Below are 18,316 nucleotides of genomic sequence, written 5' to 3'. Positions count from 1 at the left end.
AATTAGCGATTTTAAAGAAAATAAAAATTTTAGGAATTGGATTTGATTGTAAATTAAAATAAAAGTATGAACTACTAATGCAAAATATTGATTTAATATCTGAAGAGGAAGCACAAAAATTACTAGAAGAACTCGCTGATAAAATTGCAGCGTATAACCATGCTTATTATATAGAAGATAATCCTTTAGTTTCTGATAGCGAGTATGATCAGCTATTTAATACCAATCTCAAGTTAGAACAAAAATTTCCTCATTTAATTTTAGAAAATAGTCCTAGCAAAAAAGTAGGGGCTAAAATAGCAAATAAATTTGCTAAAGTTACGCATCAAGTGCCCATGCTATCTCTCAGTAATGCTTTTGATGAGCAAGATGTGAGAGATTTTGTAGACCGTATAAAAATTTTCTTACGCCTTAATGAGTTTGCTCCTATCTTTTGTGAACCTAAAATAGACGGTTTGTCTTTTTCTGCTGTTTATAAACACGGGGTGCTTACAACGGGAGCTACAAGAGGTGACGGATATGTCGGTGAAGATATAACAGCAAATATTAAAACAATCAAAAATTTTCCTCATAAAATAGATAATGTTCCAGAGTTTTTAGAAGTACGAGGGGAAATTTATATTGAAAAACAAGATTTTTTAAATCTAAATAAAGAACAAGAAGAGCAAGGCAAGGATAAATTTGCCAATCCTCGTAATGCTGCTGCCGGATCACTTCGTCAGCTTGATTCTTCTATTACGGCTAAAAGACCGCTCAAATATTTTGTATATTCAGGAGGGGTAACTGAACAGAATCTCGCTTCTTCACAAGATCAATTACTTACAAAATTAAAAGAATGCGGCTTTAACATTAATGAAATATCTAAACTTGCGAGTTCTGAAGAAGAAATTTTCGCCTTTTACGAATATCTCAAAACAAATAGAGAAAATTTACCTTATGAAATTGATGGAGTAGTATATAAGCTAAATGATTTTGCACTGCAAAATAGAATGGGCTTTATTGCACGAAGTCCACGCTTTGCTACCGCTCATAAATTTCCTGCAATAATAGGACAAACAAAGTTACTTTCTATTACTGTACAGGTCGGTAGAACTGGTACGTTAACGCCGGTAGCCGAACTTGAACCCATAGAAATAGGCGGGGTAACTGTTAGCAGAGCAACATTACATAATTTCCAAGAAATTGCACGAAAAGATTTGCGGATTAAGGATTATGTATTCCTGCAACGTGCTGGTGACGTTATTCCTAAAATCATGGGAGTTGATTTTGATAAACGTCCTAATGATACAGAAACGTTTGATACTCCTTTATTTTGTCTGTCATGCAATTCTAAATTGCATTATACGCCTGAAGATATTATTATACGCTGTGATAATGGTCTTAACTGCCCTGCTCAGAATTATGAGCGTATCCGTCATTTTGTATCGAAAAATGCTATGGATATTGAGGGGCTTGGGCGTAAGCAAGTTGAGTTTTTAATAGATAAGGGATTGATTAGTAATCTTTTAGATATTTTCTTTTTAAAAGAAAAAAATGACTCTAGCTTAGCAAAACTTGAAAATATGGATGGATGGGGTAAAAAATCAGTAGAAAATCTTTTTAAAAATATAGAAAAATCAAAAAACGTTAGTTTGCCAAGATTTATATATGCATTAGGCATAAGGCATATCGGTGAACAAAATGCTAAATTACTTGCTAGAGAATTTGGCAGCTATAATAATTTTATAGCTCAAATGGAATTGCTTAGAACAAATGAGCCTGACATTTATCAAAAACTAAAGAATTTAGAAGGAATCGGTGATAAGATTTTAGTAGATATTATTGATTTTTTTGATGTTAAAGAAAATATTGAGCTTATCAAAAAACTTGGTGAAATATTAAATATTGAAGATTATAAAGAGACTAGAGAACAGAGTGGTTTAACGGACAAGATAGTCGTATTTACCGGTAGTTTACCGACGATATCTAGAGCAGAAGCTAAAGCAACGGCTGAGAAGCTTGGGGCTAAAGTTGCAGTTGGCGTATCATCGAACACGGATTTAGTTGTAGCCGGCGTTGATGCAGGCAGTAAACTTAAAAAAGCTAAAGAGCTTAATATTAAAATTATTGATGAAGAAGAATGGCTTACGCTTATAAAAAATGTTTAAAGCAAGGCATTGCTAACTAAATGATAGTAAATAAAAAACTCGATGTTATTTTCACGAAAGCGGGAATGACATCGGAAAGCTAAACTACACTATAAAACAACTTTTTCTAGGCAATGCTAAACTTTTTGACAAAGATAGAACAGTTATTACAAAACATATTAATAAAATTCTAAAAGAAAGAAAACTAGACAATATAGTATGTGCAAATTTTGCACATACTGCCGCTGATGGTAAAACATACCAAGTAGAATACTATAATTTAGATATGATAATATCAGTAGGATATAGGGTAAATTCTAAGAGAGGGATCGCTTTCAGAAAATGGGCTACTAACTTACTTAAAGAATGTCTAATTAAAGGCTATAGTATTAATCTACACTGCTTTTACAAAAGATTGCACAGTAAAATTATACTATGATATAATATATAATTACTGTAGCTAATACTGTAGCTAAATTAGACGAGATGCCTAAATCTACTAATACGAGAAGCCATTAAAAATTATTTATGTGAACTAAAAGAAGATAGAGAAGATGCAGAAACTGCTTTAGCAAGAAGCAATAATAAAAGTGATAAATTACTTAACTTCAGCAGAAGCAACGGAATTCTTAAAAAAGAAGTATGGTTTATAAAGTATATGCTCTATGTCATTCCCGCTTTCGCGGGAATGACATAGAGCCATGCGTGCGAGTTGGTCATAGAAGTGAAATTTATGATTAATTTAAAATGCAGGCAATTTTGCCGATATAGTCAAACATTTAGTCCTAATTAGTATTTTAGAACAGCTCAAGAAAAAAGAAAAACCTTTTGCGGTTTTAGATGCTTTTACTGGGCTAGGTCTTTACGCTTTAAACTCGGAGGCGGCTTCTAAAACTCTAGAAAGCGATACGGGAATTAATAAATTACTGCAAGCGACCGATCCTATTCCTCAGCTCTTACAAACTTTTTTAAATATAATAAATATAACAGGCAAAAGTCACTACCCAGGTTCACCTTTTATAATTAAGCAATTATTAAGACCAAATGATCGCTTAATTGCCTGCGAACTTCATCCAAGCGATTATTTAAGTTTAAAAAAATTATTACCAAATGATACGCATAATATAGATGCTTATAATGCTATCAAAGCTTTGCTACCATTTAAAGAGAATAGAGGATTAATTTTTCTTGATCCGCCTTTTGAAGTAAAAAATGAGTTTCAAAAATTACTTGAAGCACTTAAAAAAATTAAGCTACGAGTTCTTAATAATACTGTCTTAATTTGGTATCCTATAAAAGATTTATCTTTAGTCCGTGATTTTTACCATAATTACAAAAATATCGGATTTAAAGAAACTATGATTATTGAATATGAGCTTTTAAATAGTGATAAAAATATGGTAAAGTGTGGGTTAATGTTAATTAACCCTCCAAATATTAGAGGAGAATTAGAGAAATTAACAGAATATTTAAGTGGCACGAAATTTACATACATTTATCTTTAATGTCTTTTAAAAAATATATCTTTTTACTGTTTATAGTTTTTCTTGTTCAAGGTTGTAGCAGTATTAAAAAATCTAGTGATACTACGTTACTTGCTACTACTTCATCTCAATTAAAACAAAAATATAAAATCAGCCATGCGGATTTAGTAGTACAGTATGATTTAACAAACAAAAATAGCAAATGTATATATGCAAAAAACTTAGGTCTAATAATTAATAACCCTAAACAAAATAAGATTTTTTTACACAAATTACATAATAAAAACCTGGCAGAATTTAATAAAGCAGCCGAAATAAAAATAGCTAATATAAAGGCAGTTGTAACGAAACTACATTCAAAATATAAGTTTCTCTCTAAACCGGAAGCTAGCTATTTTGCAAAAAAACAAACTCATAGGAATAATATCTCAGAATTAACCAAGCTTGATAAAATAATTAGTACAATACCACTTATGATGCCGGAATATGAGCCGAAAATTACTAGCCATTACGGAACTAGGACAAGTCCTCATAAAAAGAAAAGAAAAAAGAAATGTTTCCATAGCGGTATTGATTTACAAGCTAAAAAAGCAGCACCGATATATGCAGCAGCAAGCGGAATTGTTATAAAAGCCGCTAGAGCACCTGATTACGGGAATTTTGTTGAGATTAAACATGGACGCAAATTTGTTACGAAATATGCTCATTTAAAAGAAATGTCAGTCAAGGAAGGAAATAAAATTAAGCGTGGTCAATTTATCGGTATACAAGGAAGCACTGGTAATGCAACGGGTGAACATTTGCATTTTGAAATTCTGTTAGATAATAAAGCAATCAATCCGTTTGACTTTATTTTTAACTACCATAAATGTTAAACTATGATCAAACTTTTATATCCTGAATTTTGGCAGAAGCGAAATATTATAGCTTATTTGCTTTTGCCTATAAGCGTGATATATAAATTTTTAGGCTATTTACGAGCTAGTTTAGCACGTCCTATTATGTTGCCTGCTAAAGTTATTTGTGTCGGTAATTGTAGCGTAGGAGGTACGGGTAAGACGCAGATAGTAATGTATCTAGCCAAATTACTAAAATCTAGAAATGTAAGTTTTGTAATAGTAACTAAGGCTTATGGTAGTAACCTTAAAAGTGCAACTACCATACATCAAGGACATACAGCATTAGAGGTAGGAGATGAGGGGGTAATACTTGCAAAGTACGGAGCAGTTATTGCGACTAAAAATATTAAAGAGATTGTGCCGTTACTTAACGAGCTTAAACCTGATATAATAATAGTTGATGATTTCCTACAAAATCCTTATTTTCATAAAGACTTTACTATAGTCTCAGTAGATAGCCAAAGGCTTTTCGGCAACGGTTTTCTAATTCCTGCCGGTCCTTTAAGACAATATCCAAATAAAGCCCTTGATGCAGCTGATTTAATTTTTTTAGTCAGTAGCCACCAAGATAAAATACCAAATATTTTAACTCCTTATGTCAATAAGTTAATAAATGCTCAAATAGTTCCTTCAAATAATATAGATAAAACTAAAAATTATTTTGCTTTTAGCGGTATCGGTAATCCTGAGCGTTTCTTTGCGACTTTAAAAAATTACGGATTAAATATAACCGGTTACAAAATTTTTCCTGATCATTATAATTATTTACAAGCAGATTTAGAAAATTTATATTCATTAGCTAAAGAGCATAATGCTACCTTAGTTACTACAAGAAAAGATCATGTTAAGTTTAATGATTTAAATAATAATATTGTCTGTCTAGATGTAGAATTATCTATAAACCATCCTGATTTATTAAATGAAAAAATTTTTAAAAAAGCTTAGATATTTAATTGAGTATTTTATCGTTGTTATATTCCTGAAAGTAATAGGAATATTCGGTGTAGATAAAGCGGCGGATATTTGTAGTTTTATAGCAAGAAAAGTCGGTATATTATTTGCTGTTAATAAAATTGCTAGACGAAATATTAAAGTAGTATTCGGCGATATGTGTGATGTTGAAAAAATCATAGATCAAACTTGGGATAATTTTGGTAGGTTTATCGGTGAATTTACATATGTTAGCAAGATGGATGAAGCCGAGTTAGAGCGTAGAATCGCAATAATCGGCATAGAAAATATTAAAAAACTTGAAGGACAACCTTTTTTATTATTTGGCGGTCACTTTGCCAATTGGGATATTAGTATTAAGATTCTTCATAAATTTTATCCGAAAGTTGCCGTAATTTATCGTAAAGCAAATAACCCGTATGTTAACAAGTTGGTTAATGAAAGTCGTGCCGGTGATAAATTAAGACTTATACCGAAAGGTCCTGAAGGTAGCAGAGCTTTAGTCAGGGCTATCAAGGAGAGTGAATCTATTGTTATGCTTGTTGATCAAAAAATGAACGATGGAATTGAAGTGCCTTTTTTAGGGCATCCTGCTATGACTGCAAGCGCCATCGCTAAAATTGCTTTGCAGTATAAATATCCAATTATACCTTGCCAAATCATTAGAACTAAAGGCAGTTATTTTAAAGTAATAGTTCACCCGCAATTAAAGTTTGAGCAAACCGGCGATAATAAAGCCGATTGCTATAATATTATGCTTAATATTAATCAAATGCTAGGAGAATGGGTTAAGCAAAATCCTGCTCAATGGTTTTGGTTTCACAATAGATGGAAGAAATGAAACGTCATTGCGAGCAGCCGTAGGCTGCGTGGCAATCTCGTCAAATATCCTGAGATTGCTTCGTCAATTGCTATGCAATTTCCTCGCAATGACAAAAAAATGAGCCACGGTATGACATTTTAAGAAAGCATAGTCCGTAATTTCTCAAGTACTTCTTGAGCGTGATTTTTAGCATTTACCGACCGCCAAATATGCTTAACTATGCCTTCCTTATCAAGTAAAAACGTAGCTCTATCAATACCCATATATTTTTTACCGAACATTGATTTTGCTATCCATACCCCTAGTTGTTCGCATAAATTTGAATTTGCATCAGAGGCTAAATCAAATCCTAAACTATATTTTTCTTTAAATTTATCATGAGAGTCAAGCTTATCTTTGGATACTCCGATAATTACCGTATTAAGTTTATCGAATTCCGGTTTTAGCTTGTTAAAATCTTGTGCTTCAATAGTACATCCAGGTGTATCGTCTTTCGGATAAAAATATAATATTACGAATTTTCCTTTTAAATCCGATAGTTTAATTACGTTATCTTGACCTATGTGTAAAGATAAATCAGGAAGTTTTTTTCCTAGTTCTAATGTCATAACACCCTCAAATTTATTTGATATAATAACTATATATTCAATATGTACTTTTTAAAATTGCTTTTTATAATTATATTATTTATGATACCGGTATATAATATTTAAGTTTAATTTTTATTAACTATTTCAATAAAGAGGTTTTATAAGAACTATAAGTGAAGCACTTGAAGAATTAAATCTTAAGGACTCTGCTAAAATTATTACTGTCGATTTTAATAAAAAATGTCATGAAGTAGCAGATAAATTATCCGTCAAAATTAATGATTTAGAGGAATATGCTAAGGATAGTAAAGACCATTCTTTAGAAACTATAAAAGCGCAATATAAAAATTTAACGAAAGAGTTACAGGATTATCAGAAAATTAAAGATGATAAAGTGGAAGAATATAGACAGACTCTTGTGAAAAAACTTGATGATTTAAGTAAGAAAGTTGAACAATATAATAATAAACATAAATAATTGGAGAATATAATGAAAAAATTTTTAATAACATTAGGTGCTACCGCTACTTTATTATTAACATCTAGTATTTTTGCAGATTTGCCTACCAAGGATGAAACAAAAGCAAATGAAGTGCAAACTGCAGAAGTAGCTACAAGCAGTACAAAAACAATTACCGAAAACTTACAGGAATTAAAAGACAATTTAACAAACCTAGCACAAACGGGAGCCGATAAATTTAATCAGACCTTAAGCAATACTTATGATCAGATAGCCCAAAGCGTTACAGAGATAAAAAAGAATGTGAAAGATCAGAAAGATAAAAAAGGTGAAGAACTGCAAAAATCTATAGATGCTGTAAAAGCAAAAATGGAAGCTTATAAAAAAGCAGGCAGCAAGAAGCAAGAAAAAATACGTCAGCACCTAGTGGATAAATTAGAAGAGCTAAATAAAAATATTAACGAATATAATAACGATAAAGAAAAAGCAAATTCGTAATTTTTTAATGTCATTGCGAGGAGATGCGTAGCATCGACGCAGCAATCTCATAAAGTAGGATCAACTTCTGAGATTGCTTCGTCGAAACTTATAGTTTCTCCTTGCAATGACTGCAGACAATATACCCTTAAAAACCGGTATTATTTATGACTATTACCAAAGCAAAAATTGCAGCTATGTTAAGCTCTAAATTGGGTTTTTCAAATAATTTATGCGAGGAAATAGTTCATACGGTTTTTTCTAATATTTTAGAAATAGCAAAAGAGCAAAAATTAACTTTAAAGAATTTTGGTAGCTTTGAGGTGAAACAAAAAAATCCACGTCCCGGAATAAATTTTCATACCAAAGCACCGGTAATTATAGAATCAAAAAAGCATTTACGTTTTGTCCCTTCTTCTAAATTAAAAGCTTTAATTAATGAATCTACTCGATGAACTTCGTTATAATTTGTTGGCTTGTTGTATGTCTCGGAAAATGCTTTTTATGTCATTCCCGCGAAAGCAGGAATCCAGTAAAACCTATAAAAAACTTGTTTTTTTAGGTTTATTGTGTCAATAATGTGTATCAATATTAAGGTTATTTTTGGGACTCCCGCCTACGCGGGAATGACATAAAACGAGCCATGCAACAAAATCTGTATTCGGAGTATATGACAAACAATAAGCTAACAAAAAAATATTATTCTGCTAGTGAAGTGATTAAGCATTTAAATATTGCTTTACATCAATTAAGATATCTAGAGACAAAAAACCCTGATTTATCTAATTATAAAATAAATAATAGAAAATATTATACTGCTAATGATATTGATCTACTCCAAAAATCTTTAAATAAAGATATTACATCTCTTTCTACCGCTAGAATCGATATATTACTTACCAATTTCCATAATTTGTCTCTTCAAATAACAAAAATTCTTGCCGATTCCTCGATGACGTGCGTATAGTACTTGTCATATCACGTTTTAAAGAAAAGAAAGGAACATATTATGACAATAAGACAAATGGTAAAGCCAGTAATTATAGGTATATCTGGTCCTGAATTAACCGATGCCGAAAGAGAATTATTTGAAGAGCATAATCCTTTAGGTGTAGTTTTATTCCGTCGTAATATTAGAAAGAATGATAACGGTGCGCAGGCTAAAGAAGCCCTTATTAAGCTTATTGCAGATATAAAAGAAGTATTAGGGGAAAATACTATCATCTCTATAGATCAAGAAGGCGGTAGGGTACAAAGGCTTATAGCACCGACTTTTTATGACGCTCCGGCTGCTCAAACTTTTACTGATCCCCAAGCATGTAAACAAAATTATAGTGATATTGCGAAAGAGCTGAGAGAAGTAGGCATTAATCTAGATTTTGCACCGGTAGCGGATTTGCTCCACGAAGGAGCAGACAAGATAGTCGGCGATAGAAGTTTCGGCGGGGAGCCGGAAGTAGTCGTGCCTTTATGTTTAGCTGCTATAGACGGATTACAAGAAGAGAAAGTCGGGGCTTGTATAAAACATATTCCGGGCCATGGTAGAGCTACGGTGGATAGCCATAAAAAATTACCGATTGTCGATGTTGATATAGAAGAGTTAGCAAAAACAGACTTTAAAGTATTTAAGGAGCTCGCGAAGCACGATAATATTAAACTTGCTATGACGGCACATATAATTTATAAAGCTCTTGATCCTGAGAATCCTGCCACCCTATCAAAAAAAGTGATAGACTATATTAAAAATAATATCGGCTTTAAAGGGCTTATTATTTCCGATGCAATAGATATGAAGGCTTTAAGCGGTAGTATGGCAGATATGACCAAAGAAGTTTTAGATGCAGGTGTAGATATAGTGCTTGAATGTACCGGAGAATTTAACAAAATGTCTGAAGTTCTATGTAGTGTTTCGGAAAGTTCTATAGATAAATTTTCTGACTTGTTTATTGCGTAAGGCTATTATTCCATTTAATGTCGTACCGCGGCTCGACCGCGGTATCTTAGGACACAGTCTGTGATGTAAGATCCCGTGGTCATAAAGCCACGGGATGACAACAGAACTGCACAACGGCAGGTATTTAGCCGTAAAATATGGCTATTAAGGAACTTATCCAATTAATCTAAGTTAAAATTAATTAAACAATTATATTGAAAAAATTTATTTTTACTATTAATCTGTTTTTTAATTTTTGGTTAAAGAATTAATTTTATAAATTACTTGAATAGTGTTATGAACAGTCTTGTGGATTTAAGTTCTAAAAGCTATAGGTAATATTGACTAAGAATAGAGATAGAGAGAATTTTAGGTAGCAGGAGGGGATTTGATTTGTGATATTATTAATCTGCTTAAAGAAGATTTAAATAAAGCAGATATAGAAAATGAGATATATATGCGTCTTAAAGAACCTTATTCTGTTTTAAAAAAGATGAAAAGGAAAGAAGTGCCGATTGATGCATTGAAAGACTTATATTGCATGTAGGATTATAGTTAAATCTAAAGCTCTATGCTATAATGCTTTGGACGTAGTTAAGAGTTCTCCGCATTTAGATTGGTTATACACCAAAGATTATATCAATAGACCAAAAAGTAACGGCTATCAGTCTCTTCATAATATAATGCAGTTTTTACACTCTAAACGTAATTTTGAAATACAGATAAGAAGTGAAAATATGCATAAAGATGCCGAGCTTGGTAGAGCAGCTCATTTAAATTATAAAGAAGAACAAGACCGTCATTTGCAAAAAGTTTTTGACGTTACTAATGACACGATACTTTCTAAAGCACGTCAAATGGTGAAACAATTTGAAGGATTCGAAGAGCAAATTGTAGAATATGAAAAAGAAATTATGCGTATTTGGCATACTAAATACGACGAAATGCTAAAATGGGCAAATACTGCTGAAGTGCTAATATTTAACAAAGATTAGGGGGATAATTAGTTCGTAATCCCGTGACTTGACCACGGGATCCAGTGCTTGGTGTCATACTGCGAGCTTGTAGCGGTATCCATCTAAAAAAATCAAAAATGTATACTTATTAAGTTATTTTTTTTGGATCCTGCGGTCAAGCCACGGGATGACACTGATAAGGCATAACGCTAATGTGGTAAAAATATAACATTTATTAAAACTTTATAAAAAAACTATAGCGATGCTTGTAATTATATACAATATATAGTATGCTACAGCTTGTAGTTTAGAAACTATTGAAACAAAATATTCAGGTTATTTCCTTATCAAATGTGGGATATCTTGACTCACGTTTGATTGTTTTAATACTAGGTACTAAATTTTAACTTAAATATAGGACAAAAATTATGGCTCAAAAACCAAATTTTCTAAAAAAATTAATTTCCGCAGGGTTGGTAACTGCTTCTACAGCTACCATAGTAGCAAGTTTTGCAGGTTCAGCTATGGGTGCTGCTATACAGCAGAATAGAACAACAAACGCAGTTGCTACAACTGTTGATGGTGTGGGATTTGACCAAACTGCAGTTCCTGCAAATGTTGCAGTTCCTCTAAATGCAGTTATTACTGCTGGTGTTAATAAGGGTATTACTTTAAATACTCCAGCCGGTAGTTTTAACGGTTTGTTTTTAAATACTGCAAACAATTTAGACGTGACAGTGCGTGAAGATACTACCTTAGGGTTCATCACTAATGTTGTTAATAACGCTAACCACTTTAACCTTATGCTTAATGCCGGTAAAACTCTTACTATAACAGGTCAAGGTATTACTAATGTACAAGCTGCTGCTACAAAAAATGCTAACAATGTTGTTGCACAAGTTAATAATGGTGCTGCTATTGACAATAATGATCTTCAAGGTGTAGGAAGAATAGACTGCGGTGCTGCGGCTTCTACATTAGTATTTAATTTAGCAAATCCTACAACTCAAAAAGCTCCTCTTATACTTGGAGATAATGCTGTAATAGTTAATGGTGCTAACGGTACATTAAATGTTACTAATGGATTTATTAAAGTTTCAAGTAAAAGTTTTGCTACTGTTAATGTAATTAATATCGGTGACGGTCAAGGTATCATGTTCAATACTGATGCTGATAATGTTAATACTTTAAATTTACAAGCAAATGGTGCTACTATTACTTTTAATGGAACAGACGGTACGGGTAGATTAGTATTATTAAGTAAGAATGCTGCTGCTACCGACTTTAACGTTACAGGAAGTTTAGGCGGTAATCTAAAAGGTATTATTGAATTTAACACTGTTGCAGTAAACGGTCAACTTAAAGCTAATGCAGGCGCTAATGCAGCAGTAATAGGTACTAATAATGGCGCAGGTAGAGCTGCAGGATTTGTTGTTAGCGTAGATAATGGTAAGGTAGCAACAATCGACGGACAAGTGTATGCTAAAGACATGGTTATACAAAGTGCTAATGCAGTTGGACAAGTAAATTTTAGACACATAGTTGACGTTGGTACAGACGGTACTACTGCCTTTAAAACAGCAGCTTCTAAAGTTGCAATAACCCAAAACTCAAACTTTGGTACTACTGATTTCGGTAATCTTGCAGCACAGATTATAGTTCCTAATACTATGACCCTTAACGGTAATTTTACAGGTGATGCTAGCAATCCCGGTAACACTGCAGGTGTGATAACTTTTGATGCTAACGGTACTTTAGCAAGTGCTAGTGCAGATGCAAATGTTGCGGTGACAAATAATATTACAGCAATTGAAGCATCAGGTGCCGGAGTTGTCCAATTATCAGGAACACATGCTGCCGAGTTACGTTTAGGAAATGCCGGTTCTGTCTTTAAACTTGCTGACGGTACAGTTATAAACGGTAAAGTTAACCAAACTGCTCTTGTTGGCGGTGCTCTTGCAGCCGGTACTATTACCTTAGACGGTAGTGCTACAATTACCGGCGATATAGGGAACGCTGGCGGTGCTGCTGCGTTACAAGGCATTACTTTAGCTAACGATGCTACAAAAACATTAACACTTGGTGGAGCAAATATTATCGGTGCTAATGGTGGAACGATTAATTTCCAAGCTAACGGTGGTACTATTAAATTAACAAGCACTCAAAATAATATTGTAGTTGATTTTGATTTAGCTATAGCTACTGATCAAACAGGCGTTGTTGATGCGAGTAGCCTAACAAATGCTCAAACTTTAACTATTAACGGTAAAATCGGTACTGTTGGAGCTAATAATAAAACTCTTGGACAATTTAATATTGGCTCAAGTAAAACAGTTTTAAGTGACGGTGATGTTGCTATTAACGAGTTAGTTATTGGAAATAACGGTGCAGTACAATTCGCGCATAATACTTATTTAATAACAAGAACTACAAATGCTGCTGGTCAAGGTAAAATAATATTTAATCCTGTTGTAAATAATAATACAACTCTTGCAACCGGTACAAATTTAGGTAGTGCTACAAATCCACTTGCAGAAATTAATTTTGGATCTAAAGGGGCTGCTAATGTTGATACTGTATTAAATGTTGGTAAAGGTGTAAATTTATATGCTACTAATATTACTACTACCGATGCTAACGTAGGTTCTTTCATCTTTAATGCCGGTGGAACAAATATAGTAAGCGGTACAGTCGGTGGACAGCAAGGTAATAAGTTTAATACTGTAGCATTAGATAACGGTACTACTGTTAAGTTCTTAGGTAATGCAACATTTAACGGTAACACTACAATTGCAGCTAATTCTACCTTACAAATCGGTGGTAACTATACTGCAGACTTTGTTGCATCTGCCGATGGTACCGGTATAGTAGAATTCGTTAACACCGGTCCTATTACCGTAACATTAAACAAACAAGCTGCACCTGTTAATGCTTTAAAACAAATAACGGTTTCTGGTCCCGGTAACGTAGTGATTAATGAGATAGGTAATGCAGGTAATTATCATGGTGCCGTGACTGATACGATTGCTTTTGAAAATTCAAGTTTAGGTGCAGTTGTATTCTTACCTAGAGGCATTCCATTCAATGATGCAGGCAACAGAATTCCTTTAACAATTAAAAGTACCGTAGGTAATAAAACAGCTACAGGTTTTGATGTTCCTAGCGTGATTGTTTTAGGTGTTGATAGTGTCATCGCTGACGGTCAAGTAATCGGTGATCAAAATAATATCGTAGGTCTAGGTCTTGGAAGCGATAACGATATAATCGTTAATGCTACTACATTATATGCAGGTATCGGTACTATAAACAATAATCAAGGTACTGTCACACTTAGCGGTGGTATTCCTAATACCCCTGGTACAGTTTATGGCTTAGGCACAGGTATTGGCGCTTCAAAGTTCAAGCAAGTAACGTTTACTACAGACTATAACAACTTAGGTAATATTATTGCAACTAACGCAACAATTAATGACGGTGTAACTGTTACTACAGGCGGTATAGCCGGAATAGGTTTTGACGGTAAAATTACTCTTGGAAGTGTTAACGGTAACGGTAATGTAAGATTTGTTGACGGTATATTGTCTCATTCTACAAGTATGATTGGTACTACTAAAGCTAATAATGGTACTGTAACTTATTTAGGTAATGCATTCGTCGGTAATATAGGTGATTCAGATACTCCTGTAGCTTCTGTTAGATTTACAGGTAGTGATGGTGGTGCAGGATTACAAGGAAATATTTATTCACAAGTCATAGACTTTGGTACTTATAACTTAGGTATTTCAAATTCTAATGTAATTTTAGGCGGCGGTACTACTGCTATTAACGGTAAAATCAATCTTCGTACAAATACTTTAACATTTGCAAGTGGTACTTCAACATGGGGAAACAATACTTCTATTGAAACTACTTTAACATTAGCAAACGGTAATATAGGTAACATCGTTATTTTGGAAGGTGCGCAAGTTAATGCAACAACCACAGGAACTACAACCATTAAAGTACAAGATAATGCCAATGCAAATTTCAGTGGTACACAAACTTATACTTTAATCCAAGGTGGTGCTAGATTTAACGGTACTTTAGGAGGTCCCAACTTTGTTGTAACCGGAAGTAATCGTTTCGTAAATTACGGTTTAATACGTGCTGCTAACCAAGATTATGTAATAACACGTACTAACAATGCAGAAAACGTAGTTACTAATGATATCGCAAATAGTTCGTTTGGAGGTGCACCGGGTGTAGGTCAGAACGTTACAACATTTGTAAATGCAACTAATACTGCAGCATATAATAATCTTCTTTTAGCTAAAAATAGTGCTAATTCTGCTAACTTTGTTGGAGCTATCGTTACCGATACAAGTGCGGCCATAACTAATGCACAATTAGATGTAGCTAAAGATATCCAAGCTCAACTTGGTAACAGATTAGGTGCTCTTAGATATTTAGGTACTCCTGAAACTGCTGAAATGGCTGGACCTGAAGCTGGAGCAATACCGGCTGCGGTTGCTGCAGGTGACGAGGCTGTTGATAATGTAGCTTACGGTATATGGGCAAAACCTTTCTATACTGATGCACATCAAAGTAAGAAAGGTGGTTTAGCTGGTTATAAAGCTAAAACCACCGGTGTTGTAATCGGTTTAGATACGCTAGCTAACGATAACTTAATGATCGGTGCTGCTATTGGTATCACTAAAACTGATATAAAACACCAAGATTATAAGAAAGGTGATAAAACCGACGTTAACGGTTTCTCATTCTCTCTATATGGTGCCCAGCAGCTTGTTAAGAACTTCTTTGCTCAAGGTAGTGCAATATTTAGCTTAAACCAAGTGAAGAACAAAAGTCAGCGTTACTTCTTCGATGCTAACGGTAATATGAGCAAGCAAATTGCTGCCGGTCATTACGATAACATGACATTCGGTGGTAACTTAACAGTCGGTTATGATTACAATGCAATGCAAGGTGTGTTAGTAACTCCAATGGCAGGACTTAGCTACTTAAAGTCTTCTGACGAAAACTACAAAGAAACCGGTACAACAGTTGCAAACAAGCAAGTTAACAGCAAATTTAGCGATAGAACCGATTTAATAGTAGGTGCTAAAGTAGCCGGCAGTACTATGAACATAACTGATCTTGCGGTATATCCGGAAGTTCACGCTTTTGTGGTTCACAAAGTAACCGGTAGATTATCTAAAACTCAGTCTGTATTAGACGGACAAGTTACTCCGTGTATCAGCCAGCCTGACAGAACCGCTAAAACATCTTATAATTTAGGTTTAAGTGCAAGCATAAGATCTGATGCTAAGATGGAGTACGGAATCGGTTACGATGCTCAGATTTCAAGTAAATATACTGCACATCAAGGTACTCTAAAAGTCCGTGTAAACTTCTAATCGCTCCTGATTAGCCGGTTTATAAGTTCCTCAAGAAAAAAAGCCCTCTTTGAAAAAAGAGGTGCTTTGTTTGTTCTTTCTTCCCGCCTACATGCCTTGTTGCATGGCTCAAAACCTATTACATTCCTGCGTAGGCAGGGATCCAGAAAAAAGCGAGATAAATCGAGCTTTTAATTTTACAAACTTATTGTGTATAATCTTTAAATTACTGGAGTCCCGCTTTCGCGGGAAGGACATAAACGAGCCATACAACAACCCTCCGCCTATGCGAGAATGACATCACCTACTTTTCCACCCCGTGCAATACCTTCACTAACCTCAAATTTTATTGACTTCTAGTCGAAAAGATATAAATTTTTACAGCTAAGAGTTTAAAATTAATAAATATTATGAAAAAAATATATATTAGTGATTATTATGCTTCTAATAAGCGGCAGTATATTTGCTCAAAGTCAAATATCCAATTTAGTTGTACCGGTTAGCTATTTTATAAATCATGTATCCCAATTGGAAAAACTAAAGGAAAATCTTAATAAATATAAGTAATCTAGTGTAGTAGGGGTAAGCGGTATGGGTAAAACGCAGCTTGCTAGAATGTACGCTTATGAAAATAAAGATAACTATAACATAATTTGGTTGATTGATTGTAATCTAAATATAGAGTCGCAATTACTCAAATTATCTAAAACTATTAATACCGAGGTAAAATCACCGGTGATTTCAGAAGATATGGCAGTGATGAAGAAAGATTTAATGGTTTATCTAGTAAGTAAGGATAAATGGTTATTGGTGTTTGATAATTTAAAAATAGGCGAGAATAAGAAAATAGAGGATTTTATTAATTGGTAGTATAAAGGTAATATTATATTTTGTACCCAAGACGATGAATTATTATCTAACATAATCAAAGCAAACGCTTTCACTAAGCTGGAAGCTGCATTACTTGCAACAAATATATTGGAAAATAAAAATCTGGAATTAATAAATTGTTTGACTCAAGCATTTGGAGGTTATCCGATTCTCATAGTTCAAGGAGCACAAATATTAAATCAAATACAAGGTTTAAACTTAGAGAAATACAAGAAAAAGATAAAAGCCTCTAAGGATAAAATTGAGCTAAATATAACACTTGTTAGCAATGAATTAAAGCCTAGTGCCAAGAGATTACTAGATGGGATAGCATTGCTTAATAATCAAAGTGTTTCAAAAGAATTATTAAATTCTATTACTGAAGATAAGCATAGTCTAGATGATGATATTTATCAGTTTTCTAAATTTGCTTTGATCTCTAATATTGAACCTAATGAAGTTAATCCGATATTTGAAATGCATGATGGAAAAAATATTACAAAATATTACAAATAAATGGAGATAAAGGAAATAAAGAATATCTTGAACGTAGTGTTACTAATCTTTTAAATTCTATGCCTAAAAGTTTAGTAAAGGGGCGTATTTTTAGAAATGCTAAAACTATACCGGATTAATTACAAAAAATGCAGAAAAATACGATATATCAATATATAAAATTTTAGAGTTATAAATTTATTAATACAATATGCTAATTCTTCCGATTTATATAACTCAAAAAAATTAGTAAATTGGTTTGATAAAAACGATCAAAAAGGTAAATTTAAATTATGGACAATGAATAATGAAGAAAAATTTGCTTATGCTGCATATTTAGGACGCATAGGGTGGTATTATAGAACCTGGTCAGATCCTAAAAAGCAATTGAATAGATACGAAAGCTAAGCAGGTATTTGATGAAGTGAAAGTATATGATTCCGTAAAATGTAATGTAGTTTTCGGTTCGGCTATATCCAATATTCAGCTAGGAAATCTAGAAGAAGCAGAAAAAAATATCCAAATGATGGAAGATATGTTCAATCAAAATCTAGTAGATCAAACTGACATAGCAACTATATATTATGCAAAAGCTAAATTATTTAATATCCAAGGTAAAAATTATGAAGCATTAAGAAGAATTGACGATACTATAAATGCTTGTATCGAAAACGGGATGAAACCTCAAGATTTATTTCTTACCGGTTCATATTTCATTAAATTAGATGTATTAAATAATCTTAAGAAACATCAGGAAGCTCTTTCTTTATTAGAATAAGTATATATGATATGAATAAGTCGAGTAAAAAAGAGGAAAATCAAGTATTTGGACGAATTTTTACCCAAAAATCAAGAGCAAAACTAGGTTTAGGTGATG

General features: G+C 33.2%; 15 protein-coding genes and 1 pseudogene. 15 read left to right on the top strand and 1 reads right to left on the bottom strand.

What is annotated here, in order from left to right; genetic code table 11:
* Positions 1–77 precede the first annotated feature (77 nt).
* The 6 genes from ligA to RC_RS05440 all read left to right on the top strand — a co-directional run bounded on the left by ligA (position 78) and on the right by RC_RS05440 (position 6,301).
* A complete protein-coding gene (gene ligA / locus RC_RS05460) occupies positions 78–2,147 on the top strand; it encodes an NAD-dependent DNA ligase LigA (protein ID WP_010977672.1) in 2,070 nt (689 codons plus the stop codon).
* 70 nt (positions 2,148–2,217) lie between these two features.
* On the top strand, positions 2,218–2,565 hold the full coding sequence (gene rhuM / locus RC_RS11095) for a RhuM family protein (RefSeq protein WP_081420729.1): 348 nt from the start codon (positions 2,218–2,220) through the stop codon (positions 2,563–2,565).
* 328 nt (positions 2,566–2,893) lie between these two features.
* On the top strand, positions 2,894–3,631 hold the full coding sequence (gene rlmJ, locus RC_RS05455; protein WP_152023029.1) for a 23S rRNA (adenine(2030)-N(6))-methyltransferase RlmJ: 738 nt from the start codon (positions 2,894–2,896) through the stop codon (positions 3,629–3,631).
* Positions 3,631–4,485 (top strand): M23 family metallopeptidase, encoded by an 855-nt coding sequence (locus RC_RS05450; RefSeq protein WP_004997590.1) that lies wholly within the window; start codon positions 3,631–3,633, stop codon positions 4,483–4,485. The genes rlmJ and RC_RS05450 overlap by 1 nt, the downstream gene beginning before the upstream one ends.
* Before the next feature lie 3 nt (positions 4,486–4,488).
* Positions 4,489–5,454: a tetraacyldisaccharide 4'-kinase gene (lpxK, locus tag RC_RS05445; protein WP_010977669.1), complete on the top strand. Its 966-nt coding sequence runs from the start codon at positions 4,489–4,491 to the stop codon at positions 5,452–5,454.
* Entirely contained in the window at positions 5,429–6,301 is an 873-nt protein-coding gene (locus RC_RS05440; RefSeq protein ID WP_010977668.1) for a lipid A biosynthesis lauroyl acyltransferase, read from the top strand. Before lpxK ends, RC_RS05440 begins: the two co-directional genes overlap by 26 nt.
* Positions 6,302–6,420: 119 nt before the next feature.
* Here RC_RS05440 and bcp read toward each other — a convergent pair whose 3' ends face one another.
* Positions 6,421–6,891, bottom strand: coding sequence for a thioredoxin-dependent thiol peroxidase (gene bcp, locus RC_RS05435; protein ID WP_010977667.1), 471 nt, complete (start codon positions 6,889–6,891; stop codon positions 6,421–6,423).
* Positions 6,892–7,363: 472 nt separating this feature from the next.
* Here bcp and RC_RS05430 point away from each other — a divergent pair, with 472 nt between their 5' ends.
* The 9 genes and pseudogenes from RC_RS05430 to RC_RS05395 all read left to right on the top strand — a co-directional run bounded on the left by RC_RS05430 (position 7,364) and on the right by RC_RS05395 (position 18,217).
* Entirely contained in the window at positions 7,364–7,831 is a 468-nt protein-coding gene (locus RC_RS05430; RefSeq protein ID WP_016830933.1) for a hypothetical protein, read from the top strand.
* Positions 7,832–7,977: 146 nt separating this feature from the next.
* Positions 7,978–8,265 carry an HU family DNA-binding protein gene (locus RC_RS05425; protein WP_004997606.1) on the top strand — a complete coding sequence of 96 codons (288 nt, stop codon included), beginning with the start codon at positions 7,978–7,980 and terminating at the stop codon, positions 8,263–8,265.
* A 215-nt stretch (positions 8,266–8,480) separates the two neighbouring features.
* The gene (locus RC_RS05420; RefSeq protein WP_016830932.1) at positions 8,481–8,777 is read left to right on the top strand and encodes a MerR family transcriptional regulator; all 297 of its coding nucleotides are present in this window, start codon (positions 8,481–8,483) and stop codon (positions 8,775–8,777) included.
* Between the two features lie 42 nt (positions 8,778–8,819).
* Positions 8,820–9,764 carry a beta-N-acetylhexosaminidase gene (nagZ, locus tag RC_RS05415; protein WP_016830931.1) on the top strand — a complete coding sequence of 315 codons (945 nt, stop codon included), beginning with the start codon at positions 8,820–8,822 and terminating at the stop codon, positions 9,762–9,764.
* A 367-nt stretch (positions 9,765–10,131) separates the two neighbouring features.
* Positions 10,132–10,738: pseudogene (locus RC_RS05410) on the top strand (bifunctional (p)ppGpp synthetase/guanosine-3',5'-bis(diphosphate) 3'-pyrophosphohydrolase).
* A 389-nt stretch (positions 10,739–11,127) separates the two neighbouring features.
* Positions 11,128–16,095: an outer membrane protein OmpB gene (gene ompB / locus RC_RS05405; protein WP_010977663.1), complete on the top strand. Its 4,968-nt coding sequence runs from the start codon at positions 11,128–11,130 to the stop codon at positions 16,093–16,095.
* Between the two features lie 570 nt (positions 16,096–16,665).
* Positions 16,666–16,944: a hypothetical protein gene (locus RC_RS10480; RefSeq protein WP_010977662.1), complete on the top strand. Its 279-nt coding sequence runs from the start codon at positions 16,666–16,668 to the stop codon at positions 16,942–16,944.
* 141 nt (positions 16,945–17,085) lie between these two features.
* Positions 17,086–17,460, top strand: coding sequence for a hypothetical protein (locus RC_RS10475; protein WP_233417444.1), 375 nt, complete (start codon positions 17,086–17,088; stop codon positions 17,458–17,460).
* A 403-nt stretch (positions 17,461–17,863) separates the two neighbouring features.
* Positions 17,864–18,217, top strand: coding sequence for a hypothetical protein (locus RC_RS05395; protein WP_010977660.1), 354 nt, complete (start codon positions 17,864–17,866; stop codon positions 18,215–18,217).
* Positions 18,218–18,316: the final 99 nt, after the last annotated feature.

Origin of the sequence: Rickettsia conorii str. Malish 7, from assembly GCF_000007025.1 — a bacterium.
Lineage (GTDB): Bacteria > Pseudomonadota > Alphaproteobacteria > Rickettsiales > Rickettsiaceae > Rickettsia > Rickettsia rickettsii.
This window is presented reverse-complemented; position numbering and strand designations above follow the sequence as displayed.

Excerpts from the sequence above, each read along its gene's own strand:
- ligA (WP_010977672.1), top strand. The coding sequence starts at position 78 with ATGCAAAATATTGATTTAATATCTGAAGAGGAAGCACAAAAATTACTA.
- RC_RS05450 (WP_004997590.1), top strand. The coding sequence starts at position 3,631 with ATGTCTTTTAAAAAATATATCTTTTTACTGTTTATAGTTTTTCTTGTT.
- lpxK (WP_010977669.1), top strand. The coding sequence starts at position 4,489 with ATGATCAAACTTTTATATCCTGAATTTTGGCAGAAGCGAAATATTATA.
- RC_RS05440 (WP_010977668.1), top strand. The coding sequence starts at position 5,429 with ATGAAAAAATTTTTAAAAAAGCTTAGATATTTAATTGAGTATTTTATC.
- bcp (WP_010977667.1), bottom strand. The coding sequence starts at position 6,891 with ATGACATTAGAACTAGGAAAAAAACTTCCTGATTTATCTTTACACATA.
- RC_RS05430 (WP_016830933.1), top strand. The coding sequence starts at position 7,364 with ATGAAAAAATTTTTAATAACATTAGGTGCTACCGCTACTTTATTATTA.
- RC_RS05425 (WP_004997606.1), top strand. The coding sequence starts at position 7,978 with ATGACTATTACCAAAGCAAAAATTGCAGCTATGTTAAGCTCTAAATTG.
- RC_RS05420 (WP_016830932.1), top strand. The coding sequence starts at position 8,481 with ATGACAAACAATAAGCTAACAAAAAAATATTATTCTGCTAGTGAAGTG.
- nagZ (WP_016830931.1), top strand. The coding sequence starts at position 8,820 with ATGACAATAAGACAAATGGTAAAGCCAGTAATTATAGGTATATCTGGT.
- ompB (WP_010977663.1), top strand. The coding sequence starts at position 11,128 with ATGGCTCAAAAACCAAATTTTCTAAAAAAATTAATTTCCGCAGGGTTG.
- RC_RS10480 (WP_010977662.1), top strand. The coding sequence starts at position 16,666 with ATGGGTAAAACGCAGCTTGCTAGAATGTACGCTTATGAAAATAAAGAT.